The following is a 13195-nucleotide window of genomic DNA, read 5'->3' as shown; positions in this document are numbered from 1 at the left end:
TTGAAGAAATTAAGTTGGGTATTTCTTAATGAAACTAATTTCTTAATGGTTTATAAAATTAGAAAAATCCGCCCTGAACGTTCGTTTTAATTTTTCCTAAGTGTTTATATGCTTTCTCAGTCACTTCTCGACCTCTTGGAGTTCGCATGATGAATCCTTCTTGTATTAAAAAAGGCTCATACACTTCTTCAATGGTTTCACTACTTTCAGATACTGCTGTTGCCAAAGTAGATAAGCCAACAGGTCCTCCTTTAAATTTATCGATAATAGTGGTTAGAATTTTATTGTCCATTTCATCTAGACCATGCGCATCCACATGCAAAGCTTTCAGGGAATATCGTGCTATTTCTATATCAATTTTGCCATTGCCTTTTATTTGTGCAAAATCGCGAACACGACGCAACAAAGCATTCGCAATTCGAGGTGTTCCTCTACTTCTACCCGCAATTTCAATTGCTGCTTCCATTGTGATGGGCATTTTTATAATGGCAGCACTACGTTGCACGATTGTGGTTAATAATTCAGTGGTATAATAATGTAATCGGCTTTGAATTCCAAATCGAGCACGCATAGGCGCTGTCAATAAGCCCGAACGCGTTGTAGCACCAACTAAGGTAAATGGATTGAGATTAATTTGAACCGTTCTGGCATTCGGTCCCGATTCAATCATAATATCAATTTTAAAATCTTCCATTGCCGAATAGAGATATTCTTCTACAATAGGACTCAAGCGATGGATTTCATCAATAAAAAGCACATCACGCTCTTCTAAATTGGTTAATAGCCCAGCCAAATCACCAGGTTTGTCTAAAACAGGTCCTGAAGTGATTTTAATTCCTACTCCTAATTCGTTGGCAAGAATATTTGCCAGTGTAGTTTTGCCCAAACCCGGAGGTCCGTGAAATAAAGCATGGTCTAAAGCATCGTTCCTAAGGTTAGCTGCTTCAACGAAAACTTTTAAATTTTCAATTATTTGGTCTTGTCCTGAAAAATCATCGAAACGGAGTGGTCTCAATCTTTTTTCAAGATCTAATTCTTCAGAATTATAGTTTGTATTTGTTGGATCTAGATTCTCATTCATATTACAAATATAGCCAAATTGTTTTCTGAAAATAAAAATGCCTCTCGTTTGTGAGAGGCATTAAATATAATTTGTATAACATTAATGATGCAATTGTTCTTCTCCTTCTTTCATAGGAACATTCTGTGGAACAAAATCCTCATCATGTCCTGGTTTGCTATAATCATAAGGCCATCTGTAAACGTGAGGAATTTCTCCTTCCCAGTTACCATGAATATGTTTAATTGGCGCTGTCCATTCCAATGTGTTTGATCTCCATGGATTTTGAACAGTTCTTTTTCCGTAGAAAATACTACTAAAGAAGTTGTATAAAAATACCAATTGAAAAATTCCTCCAATGATTGCAAATGTTGTAATCAATACGTTAACATTTTGCAAATCATCAAATAATGGGAAGTTAGTATTGGTATAATATCTTCTAGGTAATCCAGCTAATCCAATAAAGTGCATTGGGAAAAATACTCCATAAGCACAAACAGCCGTAGCCCAAAAGTGAACATATCCTAAATTTTTATTCAACATTCTTCCGAACATCTTTGGAAACCAATGGTAAATTCCAGCAAACATTCCATAAAGAGCAGAAATACCCATTACCAAGTGAAAGTGTGCTACAACAAAGTACGTATCGTGAACATTAATATCTAGAGTACTATCTCCAAGAATAATTCCAGTTAAGCCACCAGTGATAAAAGTTGATACTAATCCTATTGAGAACAACATGGCCGGATTTAATTGCAAGTTTCCTTTCCATAAAGTCGTAATATAATTGAAGGCTTTTACAGCTGATGGAATTGCAATTAACAACGTTGTAAATGTAAATACAGAACCTAAGAATGGATTCATACCAGAAATAAACATGTGGTGACCCCATACAATAGTAGATAGGAAAGCAATGGCTAAAATTGACATAATCATCGCTCTGTAACCAAAAATAGGTTTACGTGAATTTGTTGCAATAACTTCAGAAGTGATACCTAAAGCTGGTAACAAAATAATGTATACCTCTGGGTGACCTAAAAACCAAAATAAGTGCTCAAATAATACTGGAGACCCACCTTGATAATGAAGTACTTCACCTGCTATATATATATCTGAAAGGAAAAATGAAGTTCCAAAACTTCTATCCATTATCAATAATAAAGCTGCTGACAAAAGAACAGGGAAAGAAATTACCCCAATGATAGCAGTTACAAAAAATGCCCAAATTGTTAGTGGTAGTCTTGTCATAGACATTCCTGTCGTTCTCAAATTAATAACAGTTACAATATAATTTAGTGAACCTAATAAGGAACCTGCAATGAAAACTGCCATCGACACTAACCATAATGTCATACCTGTACCTGACCCGCTTATCGCTTGTGGTAAAGAACTCAATGGAGGATATATTGTCCATCCTGCAGATGCTGGCCCAGATTCAACAAATAGTGAACAGACCATGATAACGCTCGAAAGGAAAAACAACCAGTAAGAAACCATGTTTAGGAAACCTGATGCCATATCTCGAGCACCAATTTGAAGTGGTATTAGTAAATTACTGAAGGTTCCACTCAAAGCTGCTGTTAACACAAAGAATACCATTATCGTACCGTGAATCGTCACTAAAGCCAGGTATCTGTCATTTGTTAATACTCCATTAGGAGCATAACTATCGCCAAGAAAAAAATGTGTTATTTTAAAAGATTCTTCTGGCCAAGCTAATTGTAATCTAAATAAAATTGAAAGGAGTACACCAATCACACCCATAATGATACCAGTAATTAAATACTGTTTAGCTATCATTTTATGATCTATCGAAAAGATATATTTAGTTATAAATGTATCTTTATGGTGGTGTTCATGACTGTGATCATGTGCATTATCGTGTTCGTGATCTATAACTGCTGCTGACATATTATGTTTACTTTAATTTTATTTTTTATTTTTTTACTACTTGAGCAATCATTTTAGTTTCTTTCACTTTTGCAGTATCTGCTGTATTTACATCTGTTGGTAAAGGTTCTGCAGGTGCATTAGCTGCTTTAATTTCTGCTGCGATGGTAGGTTTTTCTGCAAGCCATTTTTTGTACTCTTGAGGAGTATCAACAACTATTTTCATCTGCATATTGTAATGTGAAGCCCCACAAATTTTATTACATAGTAATAAATAATCAAATGTATAGGGATCCAAAGCTGTTCCTCCTTTGGCAACTAAATCAACACTTTTTTTATTTCTGATAGCATTAATATTAGCTACCTTTTCTTGCATGAAAGGCATATCTCGCATTTCACTTGTAGTATAAATTGGAGTAAATGCAAATTCCGTAACCATTCCAGGAACGCAGTTCATTTGTGCTCTAAAATGAGGCATATATGCAGAATGTAAAACATCTTGCGATCTCATCTTGAAATGTATTTTTTTACCCTTTGGTATGTGAAGCTCAGAGACTACTTTGTCATCTTGTGCGTTTTGATCGGATAAATCAACTCCAAGAACATTTACACCTTCAATATATCTTACATTGGCTTTTCCTAATACATTGTCTTCCCCAGCATATCTTGCTGTCCATTTAAATTGTTGAGCATACAACTCAATTTCTATTACATCTTCATCCTTGTCGATGAACATAATATTAGTCCAAGCATACAATCCATAAAGAATTAATCCCGCAAGAACAATAGCTGGTATACTACTCCAAATAACTTCTAACTTATTGTTATCTGCAAAATACAATGCTTTCTGGTCTTTTTTCCCTCTATATTTAAAGGCAAAATAATGAAGTAATACTTGTGTTATTGCTTGAACGGTAAAAATTAAAACCCAAGTAATATTCATTAAATTATCAACTAACGCACCATGCTCTGAGGCAGGAGTGTGTAGAACCAAACCACCCCATTTAATTAGTCCGTATATCGTAAAAATATAAATGAAAGCCAAGAACCCAAACATTAAATACCCTTGAGTATTATTATCAGTATCATTTGCAACTTGAGTAGTATCTGATTCTTTCCCAACTTGAGTCAAATCGAATATCTTTGTCAACTGCCACAACGCAATGGATAATAAAACTAAAACTATAACTATCAACAAACTTGTCATCTGTTTTTACTTTAAATATTAATAATGAAAATGTTTACTTTCTTCTATATAAGGATTTCTCTTAGGAAGTAAAGGTGCCTTGGTTAAAGCGGTAAATACAACAAAAATAAATAATCCAAAGAAGAAAAGTACTGAGCTAATTTCTGAAACTCCAATGAACCATTGGTCTCCAACTGAAGAAGGCATTATCATATTGAAAAAATCAATATAGTGTCCTGACAAAATTACAATTCCAGCCATAACTAATACCCAAGTAATTCTCTTGAAATCAGTATTAATTAATATTAAAATTGGAAAAACAAAGTTCATCACTATAGCCCCAAAGAATGGCAGATTGTATTTCTCAATTCTAGTTACAAAATAGGTAACCTCTTCTGGAATATTAGCATACCAAATTAACATAAATTGTGAAAACCACAAGTACGTCCAAAAAACACTGATACCAAACATGAATTTAGCTAAATCATGGATGTGACTTGAATTTACATTTTCTAAATACCCTTTTGATTTCAAGTATAATGTTACCATACATATTGTAGTAATCCCGCTAACAAAGAAACTAGCAAAAACATACCATCCAAATAATGTACTGAACCAATGAGGATCAATAGACATAATCCAATCCCAAGACATAATAGATTCTGTAACAATAAAGAATACCAAGAACATTGCTGAGATATTGAAATTCTTTTTGTAGAAACTATTATCAGTTGCCTCATCTTGAGCCAAACAATTTTTTCTAGAAAAATAACGGTACAAATTCCAACCTAAAAGAAAAACGAACGCTCTAATTATCCAAAAAGGAAAGTTCAAATAACCTGCTTTATTTTGAATAATTTTATCATGAGCTACAACCTCAGGGTCTAACCAAGGAAATAAATGATTAAAATGTAAACCACATAACACTAAAATCACAAAGAAAATAACAGAACCAACTGGCAAATAAGCGGTTATACCCTGCATAACTCTAAATAGAACTGGCGACCAACCTGCTTGAGCTACTTGTTGAATTGCATAAAAAGCTAAAGCTCCAAGCGATACTAACATAAAAAAGATACAAGCTACATACAAAGCGGCCCATGGTTTGTTTTGCAACTGATGCAAAACATGTTCCAAATGTTCTTTATGTTCTGCCGCAGCATCTTCTTTGCTAACTTCTTTTTCTTTAACCACTTTTTCTACTGAAACAACTTCAGCAACTTTGACAGAATCTGTTGTAGCTACTACTGAATCTGAAACAATAGTATCAACTTCTTTTACAATCTCATCATGTTTTACAGGAACAACCTCTTCTTCAGTTGCTTTGGCCACTTCTGAATGATGTTCCCCGTGTGATTCTGAAGCTAGAATTTTTTCAACTTCATCAATATTTTTTGGTGCATTATAAAAACCAACTCCAATCCCAATAACACCTATAATCATTAGGATGAAAGAAAACGTTTTTAATTTACTTGAAAATGTATACATATCTATTATGATCAGTTTGTTCTACAATTATAATTCGCTTTGTAATTTTAACACATAAGCTGAAACTAACCAACGCTCATGTGCGCTCAATTGATTAGCATAAGACCCCATAGAATTTAACCCATACGTTTGAACGTGAAAAATGCTCCCTGCTGTAATTGTTGGTCTATCCTTGTAACTTGGAACTCCTAAAAATTTACCTTGTGTCACTAATTTACCTTTACCATCACCAGCATTTCCATGACAAATAGCACAATATATCTCAAAAAGCTCTTTAGCCTTATCCATATCTTTTGTAGATAAAGAGTCTAGCGGAGATTTCAAACTAACTTTAGACGCTTCATATCCAGCAGTTGTGTTAGGATATTCATAAACTTCAAATCCTCTATTTATAGTTCCCGGAGCAGGAAGTTGTCCTTCTTTTCCGTTTTTAAATACAGGAGCCTCAGAGTAAGTATTATAGCTTACTGGTTCATACATATTGGGCATGTATTGATAATTAGGTTCCGAAGTATTATGACATGACGAAACTAAAACTGTAATACAAATCAAAAATGATATTTTATATGCGCTTTTCATATCTTTTTATTAGTTCTTTTCGATTACTTTAACTTCTACCGCACCTGTTTTATTGAAAAAAGAAACTAATTCCTCTTCATTATTATTGACAGCTACTTCCATTAAGAAATGATCATCAGTTGTTCTTACATCAGGATTTTCTGCTTGTTTGAATGGCCACAATCTGCTTCTCATGTAAAAGGTAATCACCATAAGGTGTGCTGCAAAAAATACAGTTTCTTCAAACATAATAGGCACAAAAGCCGGCATATTCTGTATATAACTAAAACTTGGTTTACCTCCAATGTCTTGTGGCCAGTCTTGTATCATTACAAAGTTCATCATCCATGTTCCGAAAGACAAACCACATAAGCCATAAATAAAAGAACATATTGCAATTCGCGTTGGTGCAATACCCATAGCTTTATCCAATCCGTGAACTGGAAAAGGAGTAAAAACTTCTTCAATATGATGATGTGCTGCTCTAGTCTTTTTTACAGCATCCATTAATACATCATCGTCATTGTAAATGGCATAAATAACTTTATTACTCATAATGTTAATGTTTATTAGCTTCTCTTTCTTTGATATAATTTTCTCCCGTTGCTTTCAAAATTGTTTTTACCTCAGCTTGAGCAATAACTGGGAACGTTCTGGCGTATAGTAAAAATAAAACAAAGAAAAATCCAATGGTACCTATAAAAATTCCAATATCTACAAATGTTGGTGAAAACATTGTCCAAGATGAAGGAAGGTAATCTCTGTGTAAAGAAGTTACAATAATTACAAAACGCTCAAACCACATTCCAATATTTACAACAATCGAGATAATGAATGAGAACATAATGCTTGTTCTTAATTTTTTAAACCACATAAATTGTGGAGAGAAAACATTACATGTCATCATTGACCAATACGCCCACCAATAAGGACCTGTTGCTCTATTTAAAAATGCATATTGTTCGTATTCAACTCCCGAATACCAAGCTATAAATAACTCAGTAATGTAAGCTACCCCTACAATAGAACCTGTAATCATGATGATGATATTCATCAATTCGATATGTTGAATGGTAATGTAAGCTTCCAGATTAGATACTTTTCTCATGATGATAAGCAGAGTATTTACCATTGCAAATCCAGAAAATACAGCACCAGCAACGAAGTATGGAGGAAATATTGTTGTATGCCATCCCGGTATAACCGAAGTAGCAAAGTCCATAGATACAATGGTGTGTACAGAAAGTACAAGTGGAGTTGCTAAACCTGCAAGAACTAATGATACTTCTTCAAAACGTTGCCAATCTTTTGCTCTACCACTCCATCCAAAACTTAAAATAGAATAAATTCTCTTTTGAAATGGATCAACTGCTCTATCTCGTATCATTGCAAAGTCAGGTAATAAACCTGTCCACCAAAACACTAAAGAAACTGAAAGATAAGTAGAAATTGCAAATACGTCCCAAAGTAATGGAGAGTTAAAGTTTACCCAAAGAGAACCAAACTGATTCGGAATTGGCAATACCCAATACGCTAACCAAGGACGTCCCATGTGTATAATTGGAAACAAACCTGCTTGGATTACCGAAAAAATTGTCATCGCCTCTGCAGAACGGTTAATAGCCATTCTCCATCTTTGACGAAATAATAGAAGTACTGCTGATATAAGTGTACCTGCGTGACCAATACCAACCCACCAAACGAAGTTAGTAATATCCCAAGCCCAACCTACTGTTTTATTTAATCCCCAAGTTCCAATACCTGTAGAAATGGTATAAATGATGCATCCTAAACCCCAAAGGAAAGCAGCTAACGAAATTGAAAACACAATCCACCACTGTTTATTGGCTTTACCTTCAACTGGAGCGGCAACATCGACTGTTACATCGTGATACGATTTATCACCTATAACTAAAGGTTTTCTAATACTTGAGTCGTATATATGAGACATAATCCTTTAAATTGATTTTTAATTTTTCTTATGTATTTCTAACTTTCACGTGATAAAAGACATTTGGTTTTGTCCCAACATGCTCTAACAAATGATACATTCTATCTTCTTCTGCTAATGTAGCTACTTTGCTCTCTTTGTCATTTACATCTCCAAACACCATAGCGCCAGAAGAGCAGGCTTTAGAACAAGCTGTTTGGAATTCACCATCAACTATAGCTCTTCCTTCATTTTTAGCTTTCAAAATAGTTGCTTGTGTCATTTGTATACACATTGAACATTTTTCCATGACTCCACGTGAACGAACATTTACATCTGGATTGATTACCATACGACCTAAGTCATCATTCATGTGATAATCAAATTCGCTATTTTTATTGTATAAGAACCAGTTGAAACGACGCACTTTGTAAGGACAGTTATTAGCACAGTAACGAGTACCTACACATCTGTTGTAAGCCATTTGATTTTGACCTTGTCTACCATGAGATGTAGCTGCTACTGGACAAACCGTCTCACACGGAGCATGATTACAATGTTGACACATCACCGGTTGGAAAGAAACTTGTGGATTATCAGCAGCTTCTTCCATTTGTCCAAATCCTCCTAGAGAACCTTTTTCACCAAACAATCCTTCAAATTCTTCTTTCTTAGCATTATCAGCTGCAAAAGTTTCTTCTGAAGAATAGTATCTATCAATACGCAACCAATGCATATCTCTACTTCTTCTTACCTCAGATTTACCAACAACTGGAACATTGTTCTCTGCATGACAAGCAATCACACAAGCGCCACAACCTGTACAAGCATTCAAATCGATAGAAAGATTAAAATGATGACCTGTAGAACGATCGAAAGAAGTCCATAAATCTACTGAAGTAGCATTTACTTCTTTGTGGTCTAAAGAAACCTTTGGAGCTTCATTCCACTCTTCTGCATCTTTAGTATTAAATATTTCTAAGGTAGTTTCTTTAATAATATCGCCTCTACCCATTAACGTTTTTTGACCTTGAACACAAGCAAATTCATGCATTCCAGAATCTTTAGTTAATTTAGCTATTTGAACATTATTAAAACCTTTATATACTGAATAGGCATTGATACCTACTTGCATTTCTTCTTTTAAAGCTGCCTTTTTTCCATACCCCAAAGCCAAACCTATTGTTCCTTTGGCTTGTCCTGGCTGAACAATCACAGGAACTTTTTCTAATTTAACACCGTCTACTGTAATTGTTGCATAACTTCCATCTAAACCTCCGTTTGCTACAATTTTATTTTTTAGACCTAGTTTCTCAGCGTCAACTCTTGAAACCGTTACATAATTGTCCCAAGAAACTCTAGTAATTGGGTCTGGAAACTCCTGCAACCAAGGATTGTTAGCTTGTTGACCATCTCCTAAACCTGTTTTAGTATATAACACTAATTCAAATCCATCAACTGCTTTAGATTGTGCTAAGGCATTGGCAGCAGCACTGTAATCAGCAGAAGCACCAGAGGCTGCTGGAATTGCACCAACAAAAACACCATCATGCAATACTTTATTCCAAGAAGAACCCGCAATAATACTCGCTGAAGTTGCCTTTATGTAGTCATAAAAAGTACCTGCTATCCCAGTCCAAGATAATAAAGCATCTTGAAATTGTTTTGTATTGAACAAAGGACGAATAGTAGGTTGAGTTAAGGAATAGGTTCCTTTCGTTATCGTAACATCACCCCAAGACTCTAAATAATGAGGAGCCGCTGCAGCGATAGTAGCAACAGAAGCCGTTTCATCTTCTTTTAATGAAAAAGCTACTGAAGTAGTTACTTTTTTCAAACCCTCAGCAAACTCTTTACTATTTGGTAATGTATATATTGGATTAACACCACTCATAATTAAAGTATGCACGCTTCCCGATTTCATGTCTTTAACTAATTGAGCTACTTTTTCATTAGAACCTTTTCTAATTTGTCTTGTACCACTAGTAGTAAAAGCCTCACTAGCTAATGCTTGGTTTATAGCTATAACTAACAACTGAGCATTTTTATCTTGAATTCCAGAAACTAAAACTCCTTTACTTCCTGCTGCTTTTAATTGCTGAGCTGCTTTTGTAACTTCTGCATCAAAAGACTTATCTAAATAAGTAGAAATTGCAGAGTTAGTAATTATGTTGTATATTTTAACTAAAGCTTGTTTTTGATTTGCCGTAGACATCGGAATTCTTTTATCAGCAGCAGCTCCAGATAAAGTCATGTTTGCTTCTAGCTGGAAATGACGAGACATCTTTCCGTTTTTTGGAATTCTTCCTTGAGCATATCCCTTGTCATAACTTCCTCCTTGCCAATCTCCTAAGAAATCAGCACCAACAGAAACAATTAATGAAGCTTTAGAAAAATCGTAGTCTACTAATGCTCTTTCACCATATACCGTTTCAAAAGCATCCAAAGCAGCTGATTCAGATACCGCATCATAAATTACATGTTTGGCATTTGGATTTTTAGCTATGAATTCTGCTATCAATCTATCCGTTGAAGGACTTGCTAAAGTGCTTGTTAACAAAACAACCTGTTTTCCTTTTGCTTTAGCATCAGCAATACTTGTCTTAACTTTTGCATCAACTTCTGCCCAAGTTGCATTTTTTCCAGATATCTTTGGTTCTTTCAATCTCATACTATCATACAAAGATAGTATTGAGGCATGAACTCTAGCATTTGCAGCAAAATTTGCTCCTGCTATTGTATTGTTGTCAATTTTAATTGGACGACCTTCTCTAGTTTTCACCAAAAGATTAGCAAAATCAAAACCATCAAAAACAGTTGTAGCATAATAATCTGCTACACCAGGAATAATTTGTTCTGGCTGTACTACGTAAGGTATCGATTTGTGTACTGGTCCTTCACATGCTGCTAATGAAGCTGCAGCTGTAGAAAACCCAACGTACTTTAAGAAATCTCTACGTGTTGTAGATGAAGATGACAAAGATTCTTTATCTCCCAAAAATTCATCAGTAGGAATTTCTTCAACAAATTCGTTATTTCTAAGCGCCTCAACAATAGAACTATTTTCGTTTAGTTCTTCAACACTTTTCCAGTATTTTTTGTTTGATGACATTGTATATAAAATTAGCTTCTTAATAATTTGATTAATAGTGACATTTACCGCATTCAAGACCTCCCATTTGAGCTGCAGTCAATTTGTCTACACCGTATTTTTTAGAAAGTTCATCGTGAATTTTGGCGTAGTATTCATTACCCTCCATTTTAACATCTGTCTTTCTATGACAATCGATACACCATCCCATCGTCAAAGGAGCAAACTGTTTCTGAACTTCGTATGTTTGAACAGGACCGTGACAAGTTTGACATTCCACCCCTGCAACAGTTACGTGTTGTGAATGGTTAAAATAAACAAAACTCTGTAGATTGTGAATACGAACCCATTTAACAGGTTGCGTTATTCCAGTATATTTTTGATTAGCTGCATCCCAACCAACCGCTTTATATAACTTTTGAATTTCTCCATCGTAGAAAGCTTTTGAATGTTCAGGAGTAGCTGTTGTATCAGAAACCTCAGAAATATTCTTGTGACAGTTCATACAGATATTCAACGAAGGTATTCCTGCATTTTTACTAACACGAGCTGCAGAGTGACAATATTTACAATTTATACCGTTGCTTCCTGCGTGAATTCTGTGAGAATAATGTATCGGTTGAATCGGTTCATAATCTTGATCAACACCAACTTGCATTAAATACCCATACACAAAATAACCACTTGCCAATAACAAGAATATTGATGTTACTAAAACTAAAAATTGATTTTTTGCAAATGCTTTCCAAATTGGAATAGTAGGTTCTTTCTTTACTACCTCAATACCATTTGCTGCAGCAACTTTTCTCAAAACATTGTTAACTAAAAACAACATTACGATAAGCATAAGCATTACAACAGCTAATGCTCCAAGAATAACATCATTTGACACTCCGCTTTCAGGAGCTACTGTCCCAGGAGTACCAGCCGTTCCAACAGCAGCAGGAGCTTCAGCTTTTGGTTCAGATGTATATGCAATAATATTATCTATATCAGCTTCAGACAACTGAGGAAAGGCCGTCATTGCAATCTTGTTGTTCTCTTCAAAAACTTTGACCGCTTTAGCATCCCCTGATTTAATTAATTCAGAACTATTGTGAATCCATTTGTACAACCACGCCTTGTCGTACTTGTTTGCAACGCCTCTAAGTGCTGGACCAGTGGCTTTAGCGTCTAACTTATGGCAAGCGGCGCAATTAGCATTAAAGAGTTCTTTACCTTTTGCGGCATCACCTCCAGTTGCTGCTGGTGCAGGAGTTGCTGCGGCATCGGTTGCTGGTGGTGGTGTTTGTGAAAATGAATTTAAAGTAAGTGCTAGTAATACTGCAAAACTGAAGATTAAATTCTTAGAAATCGAATTATGGTTACCCACTTTTTTCATATTTAGTATAATGATTATCGACTAAAATTTGGCATGATTATTAATACGTATAAAATCGATGCTTTTTTAAAAACTTGGACAAAAATACAATTTATGAACTATTCTCAAAACCTTAAAATAGTCTTAAATACCAATTTATATTAATTCTAAATAATAATTGTGTTTTTGTTTAAATCAATAAATACTACATTTGTATAAAAATCACTGTATTATGAAAATTTCAACACCAAGTAAACCTATATTCATTCTTACATTACTACTTTTTAGTGGAATAAATTTATTTGCTCAGGAGGAAAATTTAACAGTTTTTCAAGACTCAAAATTCGAACAATTGTTAAACGAAAAAAGAAAAATAAATCCTTCCATAACCGTAAATGATCGTTATAAAATACAGATTTACAGTGGTGATAGCGAAACTTCAAAAAAGACTTTGAGTGAGTTTAGAAAAGAAAATAAAGATTTTGATGGAACTATTGTTTTTAATACTCCTAGCTATAAAGTTTGGATAGGAAATTTCAAATCAAGAATTGAAGCGGAAAGAAATTTGAGTGAATTTAAAAAGAGATATCCAAATGCTCTTTTAATAAGACCAAATAAATAATTTTTGACCC

General features: G+C 34.5%; 10 protein-coding genes. 1 reads left to right on the top strand and 9 read right to left on the bottom strand.

Annotation, left to right across the window (positions count from 1 at the left end; translation table 11 throughout):
• Nucleotides 1-58: 58 nt before the first annotated feature.
• The 9 genes from ruvB to AC23L6_RS01570 form a co-directional block, all read right to left on the bottom strand.
• Nucleotides 59-1081, bottom strand: coding sequence for a Holliday junction branch migration DNA helicase RuvB (ruvB, locus tag AC23L6_RS01610; RefSeq protein WP_487560551.1), 1023 nt, complete (start codon nucleotides 1079-1081; stop codon nucleotides 59-61).
• A gap of 81 nt (nucleotides 1082-1162) precedes the next feature.
• Nucleotides 1163-2971, bottom strand: a complete 1809-nt coding sequence (locus AC23L6_RS01605) for a cytochrome c oxidase subunit I (RefSeq protein WP_487560550.1) — start codon at nucleotides 2969-2971, stop codon at nucleotides 1163-1165.
• Between the two features lie 25 nt (nucleotides 2972-2996).
• Nucleotides 2997-4157 (bottom strand): cytochrome c oxidase subunit II, encoded by a 1161-nt coding sequence (locus tag AC23L6_RS01600; protein ID WP_487560549.1) that lies wholly within the window; start codon nucleotides 4155-4157, stop codon nucleotides 2997-2999.
• Between the two features lie 18 nt (nucleotides 4158-4175).
• Nucleotides 4176-5624 (bottom strand): quinol:cytochrome C oxidoreductase, encoded by a 1449-nt coding sequence (locus tag AC23L6_RS01595; protein ID WP_487560548.1) that lies wholly within the window; start codon nucleotides 5622-5624, stop codon nucleotides 4176-4178.
• Between the two features lie 27 nt (nucleotides 5625-5651).
• Nucleotides 5652-6203, bottom strand: coding sequence for a c-type cytochrome (locus tag AC23L6_RS01590; protein WP_487560547.1), 552 nt, complete (start codon nucleotides 6201-6203; stop codon nucleotides 5652-5654).
• Between the two features lie 9 nt (nucleotides 6204-6212).
• Nucleotides 6213-6737 (bottom strand): DUF3341 domain-containing protein, encoded by a 525-nt coding sequence (locus tag AC23L6_RS01585; RefSeq protein WP_487560546.1) that lies wholly within the window; start codon nucleotides 6735-6737, stop codon nucleotides 6213-6215.
• Between the two features lie 4 nt (nucleotides 6738-6741).
• Nucleotides 6742-8133, bottom strand: coding sequence for an NrfD/PsrC family molybdoenzyme membrane anchor subunit (gene nrfD, locus AC23L6_RS01580; RefSeq protein ID WP_487560545.1), 1392 nt, complete (start codon nucleotides 8131-8133; stop codon nucleotides 6742-6744).
• Nucleotides 8134-8161: 28 nt separating this feature from the next.
• Nucleotides 8162-11224 carry a TAT-variant-translocated molybdopterin oxidoreductase gene (locus tag AC23L6_RS01575; RefSeq protein WP_487560544.1) on the bottom strand — a complete coding sequence of 1021 codons (3063 nt, stop codon included), beginning with the start codon at nucleotides 11222-11224 and terminating at the stop codon, nucleotides 8162-8164.
• Between the two features lie 31 nt (nucleotides 11225-11255).
• Nucleotides 11256-12584, bottom strand: a complete 1329-nt coding sequence (locus AC23L6_RS01570; RefSeq protein WP_487560543.1) for a c-type cytochrome — start codon at nucleotides 12582-12584, stop codon at nucleotides 11256-11258.
• A 211-nt stretch (nucleotides 12585-12795) separates the two neighbouring features.
• On the opposite strand from AC23L6_RS01570, the gene AC23L6_RS01565 reads away from it, so the two are divergent.
• Nucleotides 12796-13185, top strand: a complete 390-nt coding sequence (locus AC23L6_RS01565; protein WP_487560542.1) for an SPOR domain-containing protein — start codon at nucleotides 12796-12798, stop codon at nucleotides 13183-13185.
• The last annotated feature ends 10 nt before the right edge of the window (nucleotides 13186-13195 follow it).

The organism is Flavobacterium sp. R1_16 (genome assembly GCF_057652095.1).
The sequence above is the reverse complement of the archived record's forward strand: the minus strand, read 5'-3'. Positions and strand labels throughout refer to the sequence as shown.

Coding starts and splice junctions, on each gene's coding strand:
- AC23L6_RS01605 (WP_487560550.1), bottom strand. CDS start 2,971: ATGTCAGCAGCAGTTATAGATCACGAACACGATAATGCACATGATCAC.
- AC23L6_RS01570 (WP_487560543.1), bottom strand. CDS start 12,584: ATGAAAAAAGTGGGTAACCATAATTCGATTTCTAAGAATTTAATCTTC.
- AC23L6_RS01590 (WP_487560547.1), bottom strand. CDS start 6,203: ATGAAAAGCGCATATAAAATATCATTTTTGATTTGTATTACAGTTTTA.
- AC23L6_RS01585 (WP_487560546.1), bottom strand. CDS start 6,737: ATGAGTAATAAAGTTATTTATGCCATTTACAATGACGATGATGTATTA.
- AC23L6_RS01600 (WP_487560549.1), bottom strand. CDS start 4,157: ATGACAAGTTTGTTGATAGTTATAGTTTTAGTTTTATTATCCATTGCG.
- AC23L6_RS01575 (WP_487560544.1), bottom strand. CDS start 11,224: ATGTCATCAAACAAAAAATACTGGAAAAGTGTTGAAGAACTAAACGAA.
- AC23L6_RS01595 (WP_487560548.1), bottom strand. CDS start 5,624: ATGTATACATTTTCAAGTAAATTAAAAACGTTTTCTTTCATCCTAATG.
- nrfD (WP_487560545.1), bottom strand. CDS start 8,133: ATGTCTCATATATACGACTCAAGTATTAGAAAACCTTTAGTTATAGGT.
- AC23L6_RS01565 (WP_487560542.1), top strand. CDS start 12,796: ATGAAAATTTCAACACCAAGTAAACCTATATTCATTCTTACATTACTA.
- ruvB (WP_487560551.1), bottom strand. CDS start 1,081: ATGAATGAGAATCTAGATCCAACAAATACAAACTATAATTCTGAAGAA.